Source organism: Amycolatopsis jejuensis (assembly GCF_000717335.1).
Taxonomy (GTDB): Bacteria; Actinomycetota; Actinomycetes; order Mycobacteriales; family Pseudonocardiaceae; genus Amycolatopsis; species Amycolatopsis jejuensis.
Window position 1 is genome coordinate 201,070 of the sequence record NZ_JNYZ01000002.1, and the last position, 22,128, is coordinate 223,197.

At 69.1% G+C, this 22,128-nt stretch carries 15 protein-coding genes; 8 read left to right on the forward strand and 7 right to left on the reverse strand.

The window, feature by feature from the left end; genetic code table 11:
• Window positions 1-10: 10 nt before the first annotated feature.
• The gene (locus tag OO71_RS02430) at window positions 11-2,062 is read left to right on the forward strand and encodes a M3 family metallopeptidase (RefSeq protein WP_033288049.1); all 2,052 of its coding nucleotides are present in this window, start codon (window positions 11-13) and stop codon (window positions 2,060-2,062) included.
• 70 nt (window positions 2,063-2,132) lie between these two features.
• Here the strand turns inward: OO71_RS02430 and OO71_RS02435 are convergent, their stop codons facing one another.
• On the reverse strand, window positions 2,133-3,029 hold the full coding sequence (locus OO71_RS02435) for an NADP-dependent oxidoreductase (RefSeq protein WP_033287921.1): 897 nt from the start codon (window positions 3,027-3,029) through the stop codon (window positions 2,133-2,135).
• Window positions 3,030-3,065: 36 nt separating this feature from the next.
• On the opposite strand from OO71_RS02435, the gene OO71_RS02440 reads away from it, so the two are divergent.
• The 3 genes from OO71_RS02440 to OO71_RS02450 all read left to right on the forward strand — a co-directional run bounded on the left by OO71_RS02440 (window position 3,066) and on the right by OO71_RS02450 (window position 6,926).
• Window positions 3,066-3,638 carry a TetR/AcrR family transcriptional regulator gene (locus tag OO71_RS02440; RefSeq protein WP_051790935.1) on the forward strand — a complete coding sequence of 191 codons (573 nt, stop codon included), beginning with the start codon at window positions 3,066-3,068 and terminating at the stop codon, window positions 3,636-3,638.
• A gap of 85 nt (window positions 3,639-3,723) precedes the next feature.
• On the forward strand, window positions 3,724-4,965 hold the full coding sequence (locus tag OO71_RS02445) for an MFS transporter (RefSeq protein ID WP_033287922.1): 1,242 nt from the start codon (window positions 3,724-3,726) through the stop codon (window positions 4,963-4,965).
• A 266-nt stretch (window positions 4,966-5,231) separates the two neighbouring features.
• A complete protein-coding gene (locus OO71_RS02450) occupies window positions 5,232-6,926 on the forward strand; it encodes a glycosyl hydrolase family 18 protein (RefSeq protein WP_245633546.1) in 1,695 nt (564 codons plus the stop codon).
• 15 nt (window positions 6,927-6,941) lie between these two features.
• Here OO71_RS02450 and OO71_RS46965 read toward each other — a convergent pair whose 3' ends face one another.
• The 3 genes from OO71_RS46965 to OO71_RS02465 form a co-directional block, all read right to left on the reverse strand.
• Window positions 6,942-7,556, reverse strand: coding sequence for a P-loop nucleotide/nucleoside kinase family protein (locus OO71_RS46965; protein WP_051790937.1), 615 nt, complete (start codon window positions 7,554-7,556; stop codon window positions 6,942-6,944).
• 71 nt (window positions 7,557-7,627) lie between these two features.
• Window positions 7,628-8,617 (reverse strand): malate dehydrogenase, encoded by a 990-nt coding sequence (locus OO71_RS02460; RefSeq protein ID WP_033287924.1) that lies wholly within the window; start codon window positions 8,615-8,617, stop codon window positions 7,628-7,630.
• 45 nt (window positions 8,618-8,662) lie between these two features.
• Window positions 8,663-9,142, reverse strand: coding sequence for a MarR family winged helix-turn-helix transcriptional regulator (locus OO71_RS02465; protein ID WP_033288051.1), 480 nt, complete (start codon window positions 9,140-9,142; stop codon window positions 8,663-8,665).
• Between the two features lie 96 nt (window positions 9,143-9,238).
• Here OO71_RS02465 and OO71_RS02470 point away from each other — a divergent pair, with 96 nt between their 5' ends.
• Window positions 9,239-9,619: a nuclear transport factor 2 family protein gene (locus OO71_RS02470; RefSeq protein WP_051790938.1), complete on the forward strand. Its 381-nt coding sequence runs from the start codon at window positions 9,239-9,241 to the stop codon at window positions 9,617-9,619.
• A gap of 71 nt (window positions 9,620-9,690) precedes the next feature.
• Window positions 9,691-10,641 carry an aldo/keto reductase gene (locus OO71_RS02475; RefSeq protein ID WP_033287925.1) on the forward strand — a complete coding sequence of 317 codons (951 nt, stop codon included), beginning with the start codon at window positions 9,691-9,693 and terminating at the stop codon, window positions 10,639-10,641.
• Window positions 10,642-10,652: 11 nt separating this feature from the next.
• Here the strand turns inward: OO71_RS02475 and OO71_RS02480 are convergent, their stop codons facing one another.
• The 3 genes from OO71_RS02480 to OO71_RS02490 all read right to left on the reverse strand — a co-directional run bounded on the left by OO71_RS02480 (window position 10,653) and on the right by OO71_RS02490 (window position 20,419).
• The gene (locus tag OO71_RS02480; protein ID WP_033287926.1) at window positions 10,653-12,731 is read right to left on the reverse strand and encodes an FUSC family protein; all 2,079 of its coding nucleotides are present in this window, start codon (window positions 12,729-12,731) and stop codon (window positions 10,653-10,655) included.
• Complete coding sequence (locus OO71_RS02485) at window positions 12,728-15,736, reverse strand: GH92 family glycosyl hydrolase (RefSeq protein WP_033287927.1); 3,009 nt, start codon at window positions 15,734-15,736, stop codon at window positions 12,728-12,730. Before OO71_RS02485 ends, OO71_RS02480 begins: the two co-directional genes overlap by 4 nt.
• A gap of 372 nt (window positions 15,737-16,108) precedes the next feature.
• Window positions 16,109-20,419 carry a GH92 family glycosyl hydrolase gene (locus OO71_RS02490; protein WP_033287928.1) on the reverse strand — a complete coding sequence of 1,437 codons (4,311 nt, stop codon included), beginning with the start codon at window positions 20,417-20,419 and terminating at the stop codon, window positions 16,109-16,111.
• A gap of 440 nt (window positions 20,420-20,859) precedes the next feature.
• Between OO71_RS02490 and OO71_RS02495 the strand changes: the two genes are divergently transcribed.
• Window positions 20,860-21,516, forward strand: a complete 657-nt coding sequence (locus OO71_RS02495; RefSeq protein ID WP_033287929.1) for a class I SAM-dependent methyltransferase — start codon at window positions 20,860-20,862, stop codon at window positions 21,514-21,516.
• Complete coding sequence (locus tag OO71_RS02500; RefSeq protein ID WP_051790939.1) at window positions 21,513-22,127, forward strand: class I SAM-dependent methyltransferase; 615 nt, start codon at window positions 21,513-21,515, stop codon at window positions 22,125-22,127. The genes OO71_RS02495 and OO71_RS02500 overlap by 4 nt, the downstream gene beginning before the upstream one ends.
• Window position 22,128: the final 1 nt, after the last annotated feature.

The window sequence follows — 22,128 nt, forward strand, 5'->3', positions numbered from 1 at the left end:
GCACAACCCGATGATTTCGCCGGACAACCCGTTCGCCGCCCCCAGTGACCTGCCGTACGAGCTGCCGCCCTTCGACCGCATTGCCGAGGCCCACTTCCGGCCCGGCTTCGAGGCCGGGCTGGCCGAGCACGCGGCCGACGTCGAGCGGATCGCCGACAACGCGGAAGAGCCGACCTTCGACAACACCATCGCGGCGCTGGAGCGGGCGGGCGCGCTGCTGGACCGGGTGTCCGGCACGTTCTTCAACATCGTGGGCTCGAACGCGACCGACGAGATCCAGGAGATCCAGGCCGAGCTGGCGCCCCGGCTGGCGGCGCATGCGGACGCGATCCACCTGAACCCGCGGCTGTTCGCCCGGATCGACGCGCTGTACCAGCGGCGCGACGAGCTGGGACTCGGCCCGGAGGCACTGCGGCTGCTGGAGCGGCGGCACACCGATTTCAGCCGCGCGGGCGCCGGTCTGCCGGACGCTGACCAGGAAAAGCTGCGCGCGCTGAACGAGCAGCTTTCCACGCTGCAGACGCGCTTTTCGCAGAATTTGCTGCGTGACACCAACGATCTGGCCGTCGTCCTCGACGACGCTGCGGAACTCGCCGGGCTCGGCGAAAGCGCCATCGCTGCCGCGGCGCAGACGGCCACCGAGCGTGGGCTGGAGGGCAAGTACGTCCTCACCCTGACCCTGCCGACTGCGCAGGCCGCGTTGGAGTCACTGGAAAACCGGGCGGTGCGGGAGCGGGTCTTCACTGCGTCGGTGTCGCGCGGCAACCGTGGTAACGAGCACGACAACAACGCGGTGGTCGCGGAGATCGTGCGGTTGCGGGCCGAGCGGGCGGCTTTGCTGGGCTACCCGAACCACGCGGCGTATGTGATCGCGGACGAGACGGCGAAGACCGTCGAGGCGGCCGGTGGGCTGCTGGAACGGCTCGCGCCGGTCGCGGTCGCCAACGCGCGGGCTGAGGCGGCGGAGCTGCAGAAGCAGCTGGAGGCCGACCTTCCGGGCGCGACATTGCAGCCGTGGGACTGGGCGTTCTATGCGGAGAAGGTGCGCCGCGAGTCGTACCAGCTGGACACCGCCGCGCTGCGCCCGTACTTCGAGCTGGACCGGGTGCTGCACGACGGTATCTTCGTGGCCGCGAATCGCTTGTACGGCTTGAGTTTCACCGAACGCCACGACCTGCCGAAGTATCACCCCGAGGTCCGCATCTTCGAGGTTTCCGACGCGGACGGCAGCGAGCTCGGGCTGTTCCTGATGGACTACTACACGCGGGATTCCAAGCGCGGTGGCGCGTGGATGAACAACTTCGTGGACCAGTCGCGGCTGCTCGGGCGGCGCACGGTGGTGGTCAACGTGCTGAACGTGACGAAGCCGCGGGCAGGGGAGCCGACGCTGCTTTCGCTCGACGAGGTACGCACGGCGTTCCACGAGTTCGGGCACGCGCTGCACTCGCTGCTGTCCGGCGTGGAGTACCCGACGTTCTCCGGTACCAACGTGCCGCGCGACTTCGTCGAGTACCCGTCGCAGGTCAACGAAATGTGGATGCTGTGGCCGGAGGTGCTGGCCAACTACGCCAAGCACCACGAGACGGGGGAGCCGCTGCCGTCCGGGAACGTCGAGCAGCTGGAGGCCGCGCAGCTGTACGGCGAGGGGTTCCGGACCACCGAGTACCTGGCCGCGGCGCTGCTCGACCTGGCATGGCACCGGCTCGGCCCGGACGACCGCGTCGGCGACATCCAGCGGTTCGAGGCCGAGGCGCTGGAGAAGGCGGGCATGACGCTGGAGAGCGTCCCGCCGCGGTACCGCACCACGTACTTCAACCACATCTTCTCGGGCGGCTACAGCGCCGGGTACTACTCCTACATCTGGAGCGAGGTCCTCGACGCCGACACGGTCGAATGGTTCACCGAGAACGACGGTCTCAAGCGCGAGAACGGCGACCACTTCCGCACCACGCTGCTCGGCCGCGGCGGCAGCGTCGACCCGATGGCGGCGTTCGCGGCTTTCCGCGGCCGCGAGCCGGAAATCGAGCCGCTGCTGAAGCGCCGGGGTCTCACCGGAGCCTGAGTCAAGTGTATAACGCCCTATACGGCGGGGCTGGGTCGTCCGGCCTCGCCGGATAGGGACGTTCAGACGTTCAGCGGGCGAAGGCGATTTTGCCCTGAGTGTGGCCGGTTTCGAGCTGTGCGTGCGCTTCGGATCCGGCGCTGAGCGGGTAGGTACGCAGGATCGGGACGGTGAGCTTTCCGTCGGCGATGAGCTGGGCGCCGCGGCGAAGGGCGGCCGAGTGATCGGCTGCCGGGTCGTAGCGAAGGAGTTCGATCCCCTCGGCCTCGGCGGCCGGGTTGATGAGCGTGACAACGCGATCGGGGGAGCCGGTCGCGGCGACGAGTTCGGCCAGGGAACCTTTGCCGGACACGTCGATGGCGGCATCGACCGGACCGGTGCGCGCGGCGAGATCCGGGCCGTGGTGGACCGGGGTCGCGCCGAGCGTGCGGAGGAACTCGTGGTTGTCCGCGCTCGCGGTTCCGATCACCCGGGCTCCGCGGGCGACGGCGATTTGTACGGCGATCGCGCCGACGCCACCACTGGCGCCATCGAGGAGGACGGTCGTTCCGCGGTCGACTTTCAGATGGTCCAGTGCGCGTAGCGAGGTTTCGATGCTCGTCGCGGCGGCGCCAGCGGCAGGCCAGGGGAGTGCGGCCGGTTTGGGTGCCCAGGCGTCAAGAACGGCGTACGCAGCTGTGGTGCCGCCGCCGAGCGCGCAGCCGAACACCTCGTCGCCGGGCTGTACACCGGTGACGTCGTGGCCGATCTCGTCGACGATTCCGGCCGCGTCGAGGCCGACGACGTGGGGGAGCGTGAGCGGAATCCGGTCGCGCCAGGCGCCGGACCGGAGCGCGGCATCGGCGGGGGAAGCGCCGGCCGCGCGGACGGCGATCCGGATCTTGCGGGGTCCAGGATGCGGTTCCGGAACATCGGTGATCGCGAGGACGTTCGGGTCACCGTAGCGGTCGAAGGCGAGTGCTTTCACGGCCGCGAGCCTAGGAACGGAATGCGGGGAGCGGCCATGACCAGCGGCGAAGTGAGGCAGCCGGACACAGGAAGTGTTCCGGAACGGCGCCGGGACGCGCGGGAAAACCGGGTACGGCTGCTCGCCGCCGGACGCCGGTTGCTCGGCCGACGGCTGTCCGCCCGAGCAGTGGCCGCCGAAGCAGGTCTGACCCCGGCGACGTTCTACCGGCATTTCGCCACCCGCGAGGAGCTCATCGACGCGGTGGTGGCCGACCAGGCTCGCAGCTGCTCGGCGACGGTACGGGACGCACTGTCCGATCCGGACCCGGCGCGCGGGCTGCGGTCCTATGTGGAGCTCAGTTTTGCCGTCCAGGCCGCGTATCCCGAGCTGGTCGCGGAGTTCCACCGGCGCAAACCGGCCTGCAGCGCCGAGGTCTACCGGCGGGATCTGGGCACGATCGTCGCCAGGGCGCGGGCGGCCCGAGCCGTACGGGACGACCTGACCCCGGGTGACGTGCTGCTGGTGCTGGCCGCGAACCGCGGGGTGACGAGCGGTACGCCGGAGGGCCGGGCGGCGCGCTCGCGGCGGCTGGCGGACATCGCCCTCGCCGGATGGGGGCTCGGCTAGCTTCGTCCGCTGCACCGAACGTTGCGCGTGATCATCGGCGGATCCGACGAAGCGGCGAGCGCGGATGATCACTACACAATGCAGCATGTCGAATACTCCGAGCTCCGCCCCGGTCGTGCGGCGGACCGAACGCCGGACGCTGGCCCTTCTCGTGGGCGTCTACATCGTCGATTACGTCGACCGCGTGATGATCGCGACCGCACTGCCGATGATCGGCGCCGAGTTCGGGTTGTCGAAGACCTCGCAGGGCCTGGTGGTGTCCGCGTTCGCGATCGCCTACCTGATCGGGCAGATGCCCGGCGGGCTGCTCGCGGACCGCGTCGGCGCCCGGCCGCTGCTGGTGATTTCGCTGGTGGCGTGGTCGGTCTTCACCGCCGCGACCGGGCTCGCGCCGGGGCTCGTGGTGCTGCTCGCCCTGCGGGCGTTGTTCGGGCTGGCGCAGGCGTTGTTCCCCGGCGCGTCGTTCAAGGCGCTGGGGGAGCGGACGACCCAGGCCGCGCGCAGCCGGGGCGCCGGACTGATGCTGGCGTCGAACTCGATCGGGGCCGGGCTGGGTCCGCTGCTCGTTGCGCCGCTGGTGGTCGCGACCGGGTGGCGGCACACGTTCTGGATCATCGCGGCGGGCGGCCTGATCGTCGGGGTCGCCCTGTGGCGGTTGCTGCCGCCCCCGCTGCCCCGTGAACTGACCGAACCGGAAGACCACATCGCACCCGTCGCCGTGCCGGTGTCGCGAGTGCTGCGGGACGGACTGGTGCTGCGGTACGCCGCGATGTTCGCCTGCTTCAACATGGTGGCTTACGGAATGATCACCTGGGTCCCGTCGTATCTGGTGGAGGCGAAAGGCCTGTCGCTGGTCTCCGCCGGAGTGGCGACGGCGATCCCGCAGCTGGTCAACGCGGTGGCGGTAGTGCTGGGCGGCTGGCTGATGAGCCGGTGGTTCGACCAGCGCGTCCGCTGGCTCGTGGTACCGGCGCTGGTGGCCTCGGCAGTGCTGCTCGTCGCGATGCTCCTTCCGGACTCCGCAACGGGATTCACCGTGCTGCAGACCGTGGCGATGTTCACCAGCGGCCTCGCGACGATCGGCATCGTGGGCCTCCCGCTGCGAGTACTGCCCCGCGATCTGGTGGGGTCCGCGATGGGACTGGTCAACACCGGGGGACAGCTGGCGGGGGTACTGGCGCCGCTGGTGATGGGCTGGCTCGCCGACCACGTCGGCTTCGGCGCCGCCTTCGGTTTCCTGGCGGTGACGACCCTCGCCGCGGCGGCGATTTCCCTCACCACCCGCGCCACGAAGGTCGACCTGACGGCTCCCGCGCTGGTCGGCTGACCTCGGGGGAACGCACTCTTCTCGTTTTCCCCGCCGACCGGCTGCTGCTTGGCATTTGGGGCGCCCGAGCGAGATCGAAGGGCATGGGCAGCCCGACCCGACGATCCGACCGGGCCGTTCGGCCGCATTGAGGGTCCAGACCTTGACGTACGCAGTGGTCCAGTCCAATTCTGAGGAGGTTCCGGTCGTGCTTCGCCGCGGTACGGCCCTCTCTTCCGGAGCTGGAGTTCGCCATGCGTCGAAGTCGAAGAAGCCTTGCGTCCCTCTTGTCCGTTCTCGCGGCGGTACCGCTGGTCACCACCGTGGGGACGGCTCAGGCCGCAACCGCGTTGCCGGACCATGTGTTCGCGCCGTATTTCGAGGCGTGGACCGGCGCGAGCCCCGCCGCGCTCGCGCAGCAGGCGGGTGTGAAGCACCTGACCATGGCGTTCCTGCAGGCCGCCACGAAGGGGGAGTGCACCGTCCATTGGAACGGCGACCGCGGAATGCCCGTCGCCGACTCGACGTTCGGCGCTGATTTCCGCACCATCCGCTCCCGCGGCGGAGACGTGATCCCGTCCTTCGGCGGGTACACGGCGGACAACACGGGCACCGAAATCGCCGACAGCTGCACGGACGTCGACCGCATCGCGGCGGCCTACGAATCCGTGATCACGACGTATGACGTCCCGCGCCTCGACATGGACATCGAGGACAACTCGCTCACCGACGCCGCCGGCATCGACCGGCGGAACAAGGCACTTAAGAAGGTGCAGGACTGGGCTGCCGCGTCCGGACGGCCACTGCAGGTCTCGTACACGCTGCCGACCAGCACGAGTGGGCTGACCAGCGGCCTCGACGTACTGCAGAACGCGGTGTCCAACGGTACCTGCGTCGACGTCGTCAACCTCATGACCTTCGACTACTACGACAACGCCAGCCACCAGATGGCCACCGACACCCAGCGCGCGGCGACCGGTCTCGTCTCGCAGCTGGCGTCGCTGTATCCGGGCAAGACGCAGGCGCAGCTGTGGGGGATGGTCGGCGTCACCGAAATGCCCGGGATCGACGATTTCGGCGCCGCCGAGACGTTCACCACCGCCGATGCGTCCACTGTGTACAACTGGGCGGTGTCGAAGGGCATCAACGAGCTGTCGTTCTGGGCGCTGCAGCGGGACAACGGCGGCTGCCCGGGTACCGGCGGCTCGGACAGCTGCTCCGGGATCGCGCAGGACACGTGGTTCTTCAGTCATGCCTTCGCGCCGTTCACCGGTGGTAATCCGGCGCCGGGCAACGACTTCTCCGTGGCGGCCAGTCCGGCAGCGGCCTCCGTCGACCCGGGTGGCTCGGTCACCGCCACGGTGAACACCGCTGTGACGTCCGGTTCCGCACAGCAAGTGGCCCTCGCCGTCAGCGGCGCTCCGGCAGGTGTGACCGCCTCGGTCAGCCCGGCGACCGTGACGGCGGGCGGGAGCGCGGGCCTGTCGATCACGACGACGTCGGCGACCCAGCCGGGCAGGTACCCGTTGACCATCACCGGCACGTCCGCGTCCGGCAGCCACAGCGCGACGTACACGTTGACAGTCAACGGAACCAGCCCGACCGGCAGCGTGGTCAACGGCAATTTCGAGACCGGCGCGCTGAGCCCATGGACCGCAGCGGGGGACAGCATCGTGTCGTCCCCGGCGCATTCCGGCAGCCACGCCCTGCAGGTGACGCCGACGTCGTCCACCACCGGGGAGGCGGCGCAAAACCTGACGCTCGCACCGAACCACGCGTACACCCTCAAAGCCTGGGTGCAGGGGAGCTACGCGTACGCCGGAGTCCGCGGCGACGCCACCGCCGACAGCTGGACCTCCAGCGCCGGATGGACCCAGCTCACCGTCCCGTTCACCACGGGCCCGTCCGGGGCCGTCATGGTCTACATCCACGGCTGGTACGGCCAAAGCCCCGTCTACGCGGACGACATCTCAGTCATTTAGTAAGTGTATAACGACCTATACATCGGGGCTGGTTTTCAGGCCGTCGCTACCTGGAGAGTCAATTTTCTGGCGCCACCCGGGCAACCACAGCCATGACAGCAGCGCAGGTTTCTTCGGCGCCGAGGCGGGTCGTGTCGATGACCGTGCATTGTGGACGGAGGGGAAGATACCCGGCGACGTGATCGTGGATCCGGTTGAGCAGCTCCGGCCCGCCGGACTCGGCCAGCACGTCGTTGACGTAGTGCCCGCGGCGCCCGTGGAAGCGGGCGACGGCCTGCGCCCGCGGAAGCGGGCGACGGCCTGCGCCCGCGGGGCGGTGAGCATGATTTCCAGGTATTGCCCGCCTGCTGCGTTGGCCACTTCCTCGAAGTGGGAGACCTCCGAGAGCCGGGTCGCCAGCTGGGGCATGATCACGTCCTGCCCGGCGCGCAGGTGGGCCTCCGCCATGGCGACCGCGAGCCGCCGCGCGGTGGGGAGCGTGTCCCAGAAGGCGGTGCGCCAGCCGCCGATCAGCGGGACCAGCTGGTCGGCTTCGAGGTCGAGTACGCCGGGGTGGAGATCGGCGTAGTGGCGCGCGACGGTGGATTTCCCGATGCCCGAGGGGCCGTTGAGGTGGATGAGCCGGACCATGATCCGGACCCTAGCGACGACGAAGGCCGCCCCCAGCGCAAGGGGGGCGGCCTCCCGTACGTGAACCAGCGTCAGATCAAGCCCAGCTTCCGGACCGCGTCGCGCTCCTCGGCCAGTTCCCCCACCGAGGCGTCGATGCGGGGGCGGGAGAACGCGTCGATCTCCAGGCCCGGCACGATTTCGTACTTGCCGTTCTTCGCGGTGACCGGGAACGACGAGATGAGGCCCTCCGGAACGCCATACGAACCGTCGGACACGACGCCCGCCGAGGTCCAGTCGCCTTCCGGGGTGCCGTTTACCCAGGTGTACACGTGGTCGATGGCGGCCGAGGCGGCCGAGGCGGCCGACGACAGGCCGCGGGCTTCGATGATCGCCGCGCCGCGCTTGGCGACGGTCGGGATGAATGTGTCGGCGAGCCAGGCTTCGTCGTTGATGGCTTCGGCGACGCTCTTGCCGCTGACCTCGGCGTGCTGCACCGACGGGTACTGCGTGGCCGAGTGGTTGCCCCAGATCGCGACCTTCTTGAGGTCGGTCACCGCGACGCCGAGCTTCTTCGCCAGCTGCGCGAGGGCACGGTTGTGGTCGAGGCGGGTCATTGCGGTGAAGCGGTCGGCCGGTACGTCGGGGGCGTGCGACTGGGCGATGAGGGCGTTGGTGTTGGCCGGGTTGCCGACCACCAGCACGCGGATGTCGTCGGCCGCGCCGGCGTTGATCGCTTCGCCCTGTGGCTTGAAGATGCCGCCGTTGGCCTCGAGCAGGTCGCCGCGTTCCATGCCCTTGCTGCGCGGGCGGGCGCCGACCAGCAGGCCGATGTTGGTGCCGGAGAACGCCTGCTTCGGGTCGTCGAAGATGTCGATGCCCGCCAGCAGCGGGAATGCGCCGTCGTCGAGTTCCATCGCGGTGCCCTCAGCCGCCTTGACCGCCTGGGGGATTTCCAGGAGCCGCAGCTTCACCGGGGTGTCGGCGCCGAGCAGCTGACCGGACGCGATGCGGAAGAGCAGCGCGTAGCCGATCTGGCCGGCCGCACCGGTGACGGTGACGTTGACAGGGGCTTGGGTCATAGCGGGTTCTCCAGCTTGAGGCGACTTTGGCTAGTACCGAGGATGCTAGCCCTCCGCGGACTGTCCGGACGGGTGCGTCCAGTCACTCTGCGACGCGGGATGCGTCACGTTCCCGGCGAGCCGGGTGAGCAGCGCGGCCAGGGTCGCGATCTCGTCCTCGGTGAACCCGGCGCGGATGCGCTTGTCGTGGGCGATGGCGGCGTCGGCGAGGCGGTGGAAGGTGCGTTCGCCGTATTCGGTGAGCTCGACCTGGTGCACGCGCCGGTTCTCCGGGTCGCGGGTGCGGGTGAGCAGGCCCGCGGTTTCCATGCCGTTGAGGTGGTGGGTGAGGGTGGCGCCCTGGATGCCGACGGCGTCGGCGAGCTCGCGCTGGCTTGCGTGCCGCCGGGTTTTGAGGGCGATGAGGATCTGCCATACCGGCTGGGATCCGCCGACTTCGGCGAGGGCGTGGTCGAACGCCTGGCCCGCGGCCTTGGCGGTGCGGGCGAGGAGGACGCCGAGTGGTGGCGTGGCTGGTCGGGGCACACCGGGACCGTACCGCAGAGCCATCGAGAGCTAAGCGTTTGACATCTAACGGTTTGATACCTAACGTTTAGGCCGTCAACCGACCTGGAGGGGATCATGGAAGACATCACCGAATTCGGGCAGCGCTGGGCGGCCGCCGAGGTCGCGGGCGACACGGACACCCTGGCCGGGCTGGTCACCGATGGGTTCCGGCTCGTCGGGCCCCTGGGTTTCGTGCTGGACCGGGAGCAGTGGCTCGGCCGTTACCGCTCCGGCGCGCTGGTCACCGAACAGCTGGACTGGCGGGACGTCGAGGTACGCGAGCACGGCGACACGGCCATCGCCATCGGCGTGCACGACCAGGCGGCCACCCATCAGGGCAACCGTGCGGACGGCACCTTCCGCGCCACCCACGTGCTGATTCGCGGCGACGACGGCTGGCGGCTCGCCGGAATCCACCTGAGCCCGATGGGTGCGATGCCGTCGTTCGCCCGCTGAGTCGTTGCCCGAAAGGGAACTTCGACGGCCGATCGGGTGATCATGAGCGTGGACAGTGGTTGACTGCGCTCATGGTCACTCTTCGCGCTCTCGGTTCGTCCGGTCTCAGTGTTTCGCCGTTCTGCTTGGGCGGCAACGTTTTCGGCTGGACGGCCGACGAGGCGGAGTCGTTCGCCGTACTCGACGCGTACACCGCGGCCGGCGGCAATTTCGTCGACACCGCGGATTCGTACATGTATCACTTCCCGGGCACCGAAGCCGGGCAGTCCGAGACGATCCTCGGCAGGTGGCTGGCCGCGCGCGGGAACCGGGACGACGTGGTACTGGCGACGAAGGTCGGGGACCATCCGCAGTACAAGGGCGTCGCGCCGGCCACGATCAAGGCCGCCGTCGAGGAGTCACTGCGCCGCCTCGGCACCGACCGGATCGACCTCTACTACGTCCACTACGACGACCCCGAGATCCCGGTCGAGGACATCATCACCACGCTCGACGGGCTCGTGCGCGACGGCAAGGTCCGCGCCATCGCCGCGTCCAACATCGAACCCGCGCGGCTTGCCGAGTCGCTCGCTTTCTCCGACCGGGAGGGTCTCGCCCGTTACGCGGTGCTGCAGCCGCCGTACAACCTCGTCTCGCGCGAGACGTACGAGGACGAGCGGCGGGGCATCGTGCAGCGGGAGGGCGTGGTGTGCGTTCCGTATTTCGGGCTCGCTTCGGGGTTCCTGACCGGCAAATACCGTCCCGGGCAGCCGTCGCCGAGTGTCCGTGACCTGCCCGGTCTGGCCGGTGGGTTCGTGGACACCGAACGGGGCCTGCGGGTGCTCGACGCGGTGGAAGACGTTGCGAAAGCGCGGGGCGTGGAGATGGCCACCGTGGCGCTCGCCTGGGTTGCGCAGCAGCCGACCGTCGCCGCGCCGATCGCTTCCGCGCGCTCGGTGGAGCAGGTACCCGCGCTGGTCGCCATGCACGACCTGCACCTGTCCGGCGAGGAACTCGCGACGCTCACCGCTGCGTCGGACTGACCCGGACTGATTCAGCGCGGGTCTTCCGCCCCGACCTCGAACACCCGGCCCAGCGCGATCAGCCCCTCGTCGAGGTGGCTCAGGCTGGACAGCACCGCGCGGGTTTCGGCCTCGTCGATGCGGTCGGCGACCGGGGTGCCGTCGTCGCGGACGAGCTTCTTGTCGCGCGTGGCTCCCGGGTTGCCGACCGCTTCGTGCACGAGATCGACGTTCGCGATGATCCGCCCGGCGAACTGGTCGAGCCGTTCCGACACCGGCCCGGCCAGCTGACCCGGCTGCGCGCGGGCCGCGACGTGCCGCGCGCGGAAGGCGATGCCCTCCAACGTGGTCAGCACGTGCCAGCCGTAGTCCCGCCGGGCGCTGCGCAGGTTTATCGGATGGGTGAGCGGTTCGATGGTGGTGCGGACCTGTTCGACGGAGCGGTCGAGGTCCCGCGACATCTCGATGATGTTCACGTTTTCGCGTCCGGACAGCAGATTTGCCGCGGATTCCACGAACTCGTGCAGCTCGTCGAGCGCGACCGCGATGTCGTCGAGCATCACCGCGCGGGTGCGGACCGGCAGCACCACCACTGCGGCCAGCAGCCCGCACGCCGCCCCGGCCGCGGTTTCCGCGACCCGGATCCACAGCACTTCGATGGTGAACGTGCCCAGCAGGCTGTAGAGCAGGCCGAGCATGCTGGTGACGAAGAAGGACATGAGGAACTGCGACACCCGTGCCGTGTAGACCATGCCGAACACGCAGACCAGCAGCAACGCGAGAATCGCGGCGGTGTTGCCGCTCACCAGCAACGCGAGCGCGACCCCGCCGACGATGCCCAGCAACGTCCCGCCGGTGCGGCGCATCCCCTTCACGAACCGGGCGCCCGCACTCGACGTGCCGATGAACACCACGAACACCGTGAGCACCGCCCAGTACCAGCGCTGCGGTGAGATCAGCTGCCCGGCCAGTACCGCGAGCCCGCCGCCGAGGACCGCCTGGATCGCGCCGCGGGTCTGGTTGTCGTAGGCGAACGCCTTGGTGGGCTCGGTCTCCTCGTCGTCGTCCAGCGTGACGTCCACAGTGGACGTCCGGCTCGCGGTCCGCTGGGCCCGGTCGTCGGCCACCGCGAGCTCGGCGATCGCGCGGCGCACGCCGTCACCGGGATGCGCCCGCTCGTCGATCCGGCTGCCCTCGACCAGCATCCGGCTGTACTCGCCGGTCTCGCTGATCAGCGGGACGTCCCGCGGGTCGCGCTCCATCAGCGAACGGAACCGGGCCAGCCGTGCGACGAGGTCGTCGGCGACCCCTGGCGGCAACGGCTGCGAACACGTCCGGCGCACGGTGATCACCAGCCATTGCACGGCCAGCTCGACCTCGATCACGCGGCGGCGGAGCTGGTCGGCCTTGCGTTCGTCGACCACGTCCGGTGCGTTGTCCTCGATCAGCAGCACCGCTTCGTGGAGCCGCTCCACGGCCGTCCGGATCTGCCGTCCGGCGCGGTCCGAGCCGCTGGAGGAGATGTACGCCTCGGTGGCCCGCACTGCGGCGCCGACCCGGACGCGGAACGCCTGCCGGTACCGCAGCAGCTCGGTTTCGGCATTGCGGCGCAACAGGAGGAACCGCACGACCGCGTTGGCGGCGATCCCGATCACCAGCGCCAGCAGCAGGTGCGGTACCTGCGCGAGATGTGCCTGCAGGAACATCGGGAAGAAGAACAGGAAGAACGCCATCGACCCGAGTGCGATGCCCCGCGGGCCGAACCGCTGCACGTACACCGCCACGAAGATCAGCAGCACGAAGACGATGCTGTCGAGCGGGCCGTAGTCAGCGCCCAGACAGGCGGCAGTGATCGACGCGGCACCGACCAGCGCGGCCAGGCACAGCGTGACGGCCTGCCCGCCGGTGGTCGCGTCGTTGACCGTGAAGGCGCTCATCATCGCTGCGATGGCCGCGACCAGCGTGGTGGTGAGCGGGAACTGCAGCGGCAGCATCACCAGCACAGCGAGAATGATGCCGAACACGGCCGACGTGGCGAGCCGCAGCCGGACCATGCCGGGGTCGGCCGCCGCCAGCCGGTCGAAGAAGGCGTTGCGCAGGTCGGTGATCATCGGGCGAGCAGCTCCCACTGGGCGAGGCGGACGCGGCGTCCCCGGACCCGCAGCCGGTAATGCCGGTACGCGGCAGCCTCGGCGAGCACGAACGGGCGCAGCTGGCGGCGCCAGCGGAACACCTCACTGGAACGCTCGTCCAGCGTCCGCCAGTGCTGCCCGTCGTCGGAGCCTTCGAGCACCCAGCTGCGCGGATTTCCGCCGCGTCTGCCCGAAGTGAGCGTGTACAACACGACCTCGCGCGGTTCGCCCTCGACGGTGAAGGTGGCTGTGCGGACGGCGGCGTCGGTGCGGCTGGTGTCGTCGAAGAGCGCCGGGCGGTCGGGACTGTGTCCGGCGAGGTCCCGCAGCGGGACAGGTGGGACGGGGGTGACCGGTTCGGTACCCCAGCTGCCGGGCTCGGACCGGACGTCGAAGTCGAGCGTCGCACCACTCGCCAGCACGACGTGCGACAGGGTTGCCGACGGGTGCGGCTCGCCGTTGACGGTCAGGCCATGGACGTACGGAGCGTCGACGGCGGCTCGGGGTGCTCGGATCACCAGGTCCTTTCCGTTGTCCAGGTGCACGGTGGCGGAGCGGAAGAGCGGTGCGCACGCCACGTAGGACGGACAGCCGACAGTCAGCGGGTAGAGACCGAGGGCAGTGAAGACATACCAGGCGGACATTTCGCCGTTGTCCTCATCCCCCGGGTAGCCCTGGCCCAGTTCGCTCCCGGCGTACAGCCTGCGCAGCACTTCCCGGACCGTGCGCTGCAGTTTGGCCGGGGCACCGGCGAACGCGTAGACGAACGGGATGTGGTGTGACGGCTGGTTGGAATGCCCGTACTGGCCCATCCGGACGTCCCGGGCCTCGGTCATCTCGTGGATCCGGCCGTCCTGCCCGGTCTCCGGGAGGCGGAAGAACTCGTCGAGCTTCGCCTCCAATCCAGCGGGCCCGCCGTGGAGCGCGGCCAGCCCGGGACCGTCGTGCGGGGCGGAAAACGCGGTGTTCCACGCGTTGGTCTCGACGAAATCGGTGTCCCAGACCTCCGGACGGTAACCCTCGGCCGGACGGTGCCAGCTGCCGTCGCGGGTGCGGCCCTGGAAGAAGCCGATCCGCGGGTCGAAATGGTGCACGTAGTGCTGGGCGCGCTGGCGGAAGTAGACGGCGTAGTCGTGCCGGGCGAGCGCGTCGGACAGGTTGGCGAGGGCGAAGTCGTTGAGACATCCTTCGAGCGCCCAGGAGAGCCCGCCGCGCGTGGAGGTGGGGGTGTAGCCGAGGAATGGGGAGCGGTCGAGGCCCTTGCGGCCGACGCCTTTGCGGGGTGGGACGACGGTGGCGTTCTTGAGCGCTGCGTCGTAGGCGGCCGCGATGTCGAAGTTCGTGACGCCCTTGAGGTACGCGTCGGCGAAGGCGGCGTCGGAGCTGGTGCCGGTCATGAGGTCGGCGTAGCCGGGGGAGGACCACCTCGCGATCCAGCCGCCTTCGCGGTACTGCTGCACGAAACCGTCGATCATCCGGCCGCACTGCTGCGGCGCGAGAAGCGCATACGCAGGCCAGACGGTGCGGTAGGTGTCCCAGAAACCGTTGTTGACGTACAACTCCCCGTCGACGACCTTCGCGCCGGTGCGGCGGTGGGTGCTCGGCCGGAAGCTGCGGATCACGGGGCTGGCGTGCCGGACGCCGCCGGGCGTGTTCTCGTGCGCGATGTTCGGGTAGAGGAACAGGCGGTAGAGGCTGGAGTAGAACGTGGTGAGCTGGTCTTCGGTGGCGCCTTCCAGCTCGATCCTGCCGAGGATGTCCTGCCAGCGGTTCCGTGCTCTGCTTCGGACGTCGTCGAAGGCCGTGCCGGCGGGGATTTCCTGGGCCAGGTTGCGTTGTGCCTGGTCGAGGCTGATCAGGGAGGTGGCGATGCGGATCGTGACCTCGGGTTCGGCGAACGCCAGGTAACCGGTGACGGGGCGGCGGAGCCGTGCGCCATCGGACGGAGGTTGGTCGGCTTCGGCGTAGACGAACATTCGCCGCGCGCCGGTGGAGAGACGGCTGCGGACCCAGGTGTGAGCGGTGACGACTCCGGTTTCGGGGTGCACGCGCAGTCCGCCGCGGTTGCGGGCGTTGTCGAACAGGACCCAGCCGCGGTGCTCCGGGAAGGTGAATCGGAACATCGCCGCACGGTCGGTGGGAGCCAGGTCCGCGGTGATGCCGGTGCGGAATCGGACGCCGTAGTGGTAAGGGCGGTCGGTCTCGTCGTCGTGGGTGAAGGCGAGTGCGCGCCGGGCGCGGTGTGGTTCGACCTTGCCGGTGCCGGGCATGAGGTGGAACGGGTGGCGGTCGCCCATCCACGGGCTCGGCTGGTGGCTGAGGCCGAACGCTTGGAGCCGTGGTTCGTTCCGGGCGTCGTTGTGCTGGTGGTAGGAGTAGAACCAGTTCAGGGCCCGGGCGTCGGTGATGGGGGTCCAGAAGTTGAAGCCGTGCGGGACCGCGGTGGCCGGGAAGGTGTTGCCGCGGGAGAACTTGCGGCTGGAGTGGGTGCCGCGGGTGGTACGGACGTGGTCGACGGGGTCCTTCGGTCCGGGGGCGTGGTCGGCGATGCGGACGTCGTCGAGCCAGCCGGTGCCTTGAGCGGCGAAGAGGATTCGTTTGACTCGTCGGCCGGTGAACTTCTTCAGCGGGTGGCGGACGAGGTTCCATTGGTCGAGGTAGAGGGTTTTCGCGTCGCCTTGGGCTTGCGGGGTGAAGCCGGTGCGGGTGCCGTCGTCGAACTCGAGGTCCAAGGTGACGTAGGTGCTGCGGTAGCCGGGGCCGTCGGGGAAGACCACGTAGGACAGGGCGGTGTTTGCGGTGACGGGGATGTCCACTTCGAACAGCGTTCGCGGCGGGCCGGGGGCGTATCGGAAGGCGTTCCGGCCGGTGAATCCGACGCCGGGCTTTGCGGTGGGTGCCCGGGGCGGTCCGCTGCCGATACCGGGGGTGACCGGCTGCGGGTCGCCTGGTTCGAAGGACGAGAAGAAGGCAGCCGTGGTCACGGGGCTTACGGTAATCGGTGGCGGGCCGGTCAGCTCGGCGTCGGTGGGGGTGAAACCGCGGGAATCGAGGAAGGCGTGGGGGTTGTCTGGGGTGAACTGACCCGTGGGTAGGTGCCCTGGCTTGGAGCGTTGCGGGGGGGCACCCCGAAGCTGGATTGTGACGACGGTCTGAGGGGGCTTGTCAAGGCGGGAAAGATGCCTTGACAAGCCCCTCAGACCGTGTTTTGGCTTCGGATCGGGGTGCAGGGCCGGGTCTGGCTGCCCGGGCCGGGTGAGTGCGCGGGCGGCGGTTGGGGTAGTGGGTGAAAAGCCGTGAAGGGAACCATCACGGAATCTGATTCCCTCATGGTTCCCTTCACGGACTTGGCCGACTTACAGGTTCGTGCATTGTCCGGCGGATGGGCCGCGGACGGTGTTCGCCAGGTCGTGGTTCGTCGGGACTGGGGTGTTGTTCGTGCAGGCCAGCGGGCCGCCTACGGTGCTGCTCGTGATCAGCGGCTGCTGGTTGCCGACCAGGGTTGCCGGGCCGCCGATGTCGGTCAGTTCCACTGACACCGGGCCGGTGCTGCCGGTGATCGCGACCGGGCCGGACACCTTCGTCCGGTTCAGCACGACCTGCGCCGCGCCGGTTGCGGCCAGCGGGCCGGAGATCTGCCCGCCCCGCACCACCAGCGAGGCACCCTTCGCGACGGTCACCGGGCCGGAGACCGTCGCGTCGGTCAGGCATACGGTCCCGCTCGATACCGTGAGCGGGCCCTTCTGCTCGCCCGTCAGCGTCTTCGTGCACGACGCGTCCGGGCGGCCCAGCAGTTCGAACTCCGCCAGCGTTGCCTGGCCGCCGGTGGTCGCGGTGACCTCCAAGCGGTAGTAGGCGTAATGCGCCGGGTTCTTCACCGCGAACGCCCGCGTCTGCTGGCGCCACTTGAAGGACTGGTCGGTCTGCTGGTCCGCGACGGTCCAGGTCTTCCCGTCGTACGAGCCCTTCAGTACCCAGCTCTTCGCATCACCCGCACCCGTGCCGGAGGTGAGCGTGTAGTGCGTGACCGCCTCGTCCGTGGACTTCAGCTGGTACTGCACCGCACCCGTCACCTTCGCCTGCGTGCGCGAGGTGTTGTCGATGAGCGCCGCCGCGTTCGAACCGTCCGAAGTGGACAACGTGCCCAGCCCCGGTCCGGTCAGGTCGTGCAGTGGCGTCGGGACGGCGTCACCGGTGGCGATCGACTTCGGCGCGTCACCCTGGCCGGTGCCCCACGTCGACGGGTTCGGGCCCATGTCGAAGTCGAGCGTGGCGCCGTGGGTCAGCGCGTCCTGCGGCAGCGACGTCGACGTCCAGTCCTTGCCGTTGACCTTCAGCCCCTGGATGTACACGTTCTTCGCCGAGTTCTTCGGCGCGTTGATCACCAGGTCGCCGCCGGGCAGGTGCACTGTCGCCTTCGTGAAGAGCGGCGACCCGATCGCGTAGTTCGGGCTGCCCATCTGCAGCGGGTAGAAGCCGAGCGCGCTGAACACGTACCACGCGGACATCTCGCCGTTGTCCTCGTCGCCCGCGTAACCCTGCCCCAGCTCACTGCCGGTGTAGAGCCGCGACACCGCCTCGCGCACCTTCGCCTGCGTCTTCGCCGGCTGGCCCGCGTAGTCGTACATGTAGAGCAGGTGGTGCGAGGGCTGGTTGGAGTGGCCGTACTGGCCCATCCGCACGTCCCGCGCCTCGGTCATCTCGTGGATCACGCCGTTGTACCCACCGGTGTGCGTGGCGGTTTCCGGCTCGGCGAAGAACTGGTCGAGCTTGGCGCCCAGCTTGTCCTTGCCGCCGTAGAGATTCGCCAGGCCCTGCCCGTCCTGCGGCACGGTGAAGGCCATGTTCCAGCCGTTGGTCTCGGTGTAGTCCCCGCCCCAGTCGCGCGGGTCGTACTTGTCCTTCGGCTTCGTGAACTTGCCGGCGGCGTCCTTGCCCTGGAAGAACCCGACACCCGGGTCGAACAGGTTCACGTACTGCTGCGCGCGGCTCGTGAAGTACTGGTAGTTCTCCAGGTACTCCGCCTTGCGCGGGTCGTTCGCCGGTGCCTGGTCGTACATCTTCTTCGACAGGTTCGCGATGCCGAAGTCGTTGACGTACCCCTCGATCGCCCACGAGAAGCCCTCGCTGCTCGAGTTGGGCGTGTAGCCGAGGAAGATCGACTGGTCGAGACCCTTCCGGCCGACCGCCGCATTCGGCGGCGTCACCGTGGCGTTCTTGAGCGCCGCGTCGTAGGCCGACTTGACGTCGAAGTTCGTGACGCCCTTCAGGTACGCGTCGGCGAACGCGACATCCGAGCTCGTACCCGTCATCAGGTCCGCATAACCGGGGGAGGACCAGCGCGCGATCCACCCGCCGTCGCGGTACTGCTGCACGAACCCGTCCACCATCTTGCCCGCCATGTCCGGCGTGAGCAGCGAATACGCCGGCCAGGTGGTGCGGTAGGTGTCCCAGAAACCGTTGTTCACGAAGATCTGCCCGTCGACGATCTTCGCCCCGGTCTTCGTCGGCGTGTCCTGGCCCGCCTTCGGCGCGACCGGGCTCGCGTACTGGTACTTCGGCGCCTCCTTCGTCCCGACGTTCTCATACCCCTCGTTCGGGTACAGGAACAGCCGGTACAGGTTGGAGTACAACGTCTCCATCTGGTCCTTCGACGCGCCCTGCACCTCGATCACGCCGAGCTGCTTGTCCCACGCCTGCTGCGCCGCGTCACGCACGGCGTCGAACGACGTACCCGGCGCGATCTCCTGCTCCAGGTTCTTCTTCGCCTGGTCCACGCTGATCAGCGACGTCGCGATCCGCATCGTCACGGCCTTGTCCGCACCCGCGTTGAACCGCAGGTACCCGGTGACGTTGTCACGGCCCTGCCCGGTGAGCTTGCCACCGGTCGTGACGGGCTTGTCGAACGTCGCGTACACGAAGATCCGCCCGGCGCCCGCCGACAGCCCACTGCGCGCGTCGGAGAACCCGCTCAGCGTGCGGTTCGCCGGGTCGAGCGTGAGCCCGCCGGAGTTGTTCACGTTGTCGAAGATCAGGCTGGAATCATTGCCCGGGAACGAGAACCGCATGATCGCCGCATGATCCGACGGTGCGATCTCGGTCTTGATCCCGTTCTTGAACGTGACGCCGTAGTAATGCGCCCGCGCGACCTCGTCGTCGTGGCTGAACGCCAGCGCCCGCTTGTCCCGGTTCGCGTCCGGTACCCCGGTCGCGGCCGAAGGCATCACCTGGAAGCTCTGCCGGTCACCCATCCACGGGCTCGGCTCGTGGCTCGCCGCGAACCCCTGCAGCTGCGGCAGATTGTCCGCATTGTTCCGCGTGTGGTACTCGTACAGCCAGTTGTCGGCACCGGCGTTGGTCAGCGGGGTCCAGAAGTTGAACCCGTGCGGCACCGCGGTCGCCGGGAAGTTGTTGCCCCGCGAGAAGGTGCTGTTCGCGAGCGTGCCCCGGGTGGTGATCACGTTGTCGCTCGGCCGGGTGCTGGCCGGCGGCGTCGGCGTCGCGGACACCTTCAGGTCGTCCAGCCAGCCGGTGAACGACGCCGGGCCGTTCGGGTTGTCGTACCCGATCGCGATCCGGTCGATCGTCTTGCCTGCCGCGACCCGCCCGATCACCGAGCGCACGAGGTTCCACTGGTTCGCGTACAGGACCTTGCCCGCGCCCTGCCCCTCCGGCGTCAGCGGGAACCCGTACTGGTCCGTCGCGCCCAGGTCACGCAGATGCGTGCCGTCGGTGAAGTCCAGATCGACCGCGACGTTCGTGCTCGGGTACTTCAGGTCGCCCTCGATGAACTGCGGCAGCACCTTGTAGGACAGCTCCGTGGTCGAGACCACCGGGATGTCGACGTCGTAGATCTTGTTGTAGGAGTACCCGTGCCCGGCGCCGGTCTGGCTGCCGGAGTACCGGAACGCCTTCTTGCCGGTGAACCCGACCCGGTTCTTGTTCGTGTACCCGGTGGTCGGCCCGGAGTCGACGAAGCTGCGCATGTTCGGCAGGACCGGCGGCGCCGGATCGTCGTTGGCCAGCAGCAGCTCGGACATCTGCATGATGTCGTCGCCGTGGTTGCGCGTGACGTTCAGCTGGTAGAACTTGTACGCCGCACTCGGGGCGGCGAGCTTGTAGTCGTTCTGCTGGAACCGCTTGCCGAACGACTGGCCGGACTGCTTGTCCAGGTCGACCCAGTGCTGTCCGTCGGTGGACCCCTGCAGTGTCCAGTCCTGCGGGTCACGGCCTTCGAAGTCGTTGGCCGACGTGACCGCGTAATGCGTGATCTTCACCGGTTCGGACAGCGTGAACTGCACCGAAGCCGTCGGCGTCCACGACAGCCACTTCGTGCTGGACGTCCCGTCGATCAGGTTGGCGGCGACCTCGTTGCCGTCGGTGTTCTCGCTGGTGGCGCTGATGTCGGTCACCTTGCCCCGGATGTCCCCGGGGATCGCGGTGCCGTTGGCCCCGTTGACACCCGCTGCCCGCGGTTTCCCCGCGGCATCGGTGTCGACGGAATCCTGCCACGTCGGTGGAGCCTCGTTCGACTCGAACGAGGACGTGAAGTCCGGCGGGCTGGCCTCACCCGGCGCGGCGGCAGCCGCAGCAGGCAGGACGACCAGGCCCGCCGCCGCCACCGCCGCGGCAAGCACGGCGTGGAGCGGTCTGGCGCTTCGGGGCATCGTTGCTCCCAGTTCGTCGGGCGGTTCAGGAGTCGAGGGTCAGGAGTCGAGGGTCGGGAATCGGGGGGATCGGGGTCGGGGAAAGCCGGGGCACCGGAAGCGAAACGCGGCTGTGACATCGATGTCAAGCCAACCCCGGAAACCTGGCCGGAAACGGACAACCCCAGTGGCCGGGGGTTACGGCAACCGGACGCCTGCACCCCTCACGAAGATCGCACCCGGCTCGCATCGGATCCCCGCCCACCTCCGCCACGACCCGCGCGCACCGCAACCGGGAAGCAACGACCCCAATGTGGCATTCGCTGCATCTCACGCACCCAATGCCACATTCGCTGCGTGGGATGCACCCAATGCCACATTGGGGCGCACTCGGCGAGGGGACACCCGGGCCACCCACACGAGGGCACCGCCGACCTGCCCGGAGCGGTATAACGGAGCACATGCCGCACGACGTGATCGATCCCGACGAGGATGCCCGCCGCCGGGCCGAGCTTGCGCTGGCTGCCGGGGATCCCACCGGGTGGTTCGAGCCGCTGTATGCCGCGGCCGAGGCCGGGCAGGCGGTCGTACCGTGGTTTCGCGGGGAGCCGTCGCGCGAGCTCGCCGAGTGGGTTGCCGGGCGGCCCGGGGACGGGCGGCGGGCGCTGGTCGTCGGGTGCGGGATGGCCGACGACGCCGAGCTCCTCGCCGCTTCCGGGTACGAGACCACCGCTTTTGACGTCTCGCCGAGCGCGATCAAAGCCGTGCTCACCCGCTTCCCGGACACCCGGGTCTCCTACCGCACCGCCGACCTCCTCGCCCCGCCCGCGGACTTCCACCACGCGTTCGACCTCGTCGTCGAAATCCTCACCGTGCAGTCTCTGCCGAAGGAGGTCCGCGACGCCGCGATCGCCTCCGTCGCCGGGTTCGTCGCCCCTGGCGGCACGCTCGTCGTCGGCGCGGTCGCCGAAGAAAGCATCGACCTCGATACCTGGTCCGGGCCGCCGTGGCCGCTCAACCGCGCGGAGGTCGAATCCTTCGCCCGCGACGGCGTCACGCTCACCGAGCTCCAGCGCGTCCGCGACGACGTCCGCTGGTGGGCGGAGTTCACCCGATGACCGACCGCGCCCTGACCAGCCACGAACGCAACGCCGGCGTCCCCTGGGACGCGTCCTACCACCACGGCCTGCCACCCTGGGACACCGGACAGCCGCAACCGGCTATCGTCCGCCTGGCCGCCGAAAACGCGTTCCACGGCACCGTTCTCGACGCCGGATGCGGTTCCGGCGAGAACGCGTTGCACATCGCCGCGCGAGGCCTGTCCGTGCTGGGCATCGACGTCGCGGAAACCGCTGTCGCCCAAGCGAAAGACAAGGCCGTGGCGCGGGGGATCGAGGCCGAGTTCGCCGTCGCCGACGCGTTCCGCCTTGCCGACCTCGGCCGTACCTTCGACACGATCCTCGACTGCGGCCTCTTCCACGCCTGCGACGACCAGGAACGCCGGACCTACGCAGCCAGCCTCGCCGACGTCACGAAACCGGGCGCCGCCGTGTACATCCTCTGCTTCCGTCCCGCCGACGGCGCAGGCCCGCACCCGGTGCCCCGAGAAGAACTCGAAGCCCCCTTCGCCGATGGCTGGCGCCTCGCCCGAATCCGCGAGGACCGCATCGTCGCCCAGTTCGCCCCCGAAGGTGCCCCGGCCTGGCTGGCCACCTTCGAACGCCGGTGAG

Bases quoted from the DNA above. Each gene is read 5' to 3' on its own strand.
- OO71_RS02430 (WP_033288049.1), top strand. From the start codon at position 11: ATGATTTCGCCGGACAACCCGTTCGCCGCCCCCAGTGACCTGCCGTAC.
- OO71_RS02440 (WP_051790935.1), top strand. From the start codon at position 3,066: ATGACCAGCGGCGAAGTGAGGCAGCCGGACACAGGAAGTGTTCCGGAA.
- OO71_RS02445 (WP_033287922.1), top strand. From the start codon at position 3,724: ATGTCGAATACTCCGAGCTCCGCCCCGGTCGTGCGGCGGACCGAACGC.
- OO71_RS46965 (WP_051790937.1), bottom strand. From the start codon at position 7,556: ATGGTCCGGCTCATCCACCTCAACGGCCCCTCGGGCATCGGGAAATCC.
- OO71_RS02460 (WP_033287924.1), bottom strand. From the start codon at position 8,617: ATGACCCAAGCCCCTGTCAACGTCACCGTCACCGGTGCGGCCGGCCAG.
- OO71_RS02470 (WP_051790938.1), top strand. From the start codon at position 9,239: ATGGAAGACATCACCGAATTCGGGCAGCGCTGGGCGGCCGCCGAGGTC.
- OO71_RS02475 (WP_033287925.1), top strand. From the start codon at position 9,691: ATGGTCACTCTTCGCGCTCTCGGTTCGTCCGGTCTCAGTGTTTCGCCG.
- OO71_RS02480 (WP_033287926.1), bottom strand. From the start codon at position 12,731: ATGATCACCGACCTGCGCAACGCCTTCTTCGACCGGCTGGCGGCGGCC.
- OO71_RS02490 (WP_033287928.1), bottom strand. From the start codon at position 20,419: ATGCCCCGAAGCGCCAGACCGCTCCACGCCGTGCTTGCCGCGGCGGTG.
- OO71_RS02495 (WP_033287929.1), top strand. From the start codon at position 20,860: ATGCCGCACGACGTGATCGATCCCGACGAGGATGCCCGCCGCCGGGCC.
- OO71_RS02500 (WP_051790939.1), top strand. From the start codon at position 21,513: ATGACCGACCGCGCCCTGACCAGCCACGAACGCAACGCCGGCGTCCCC.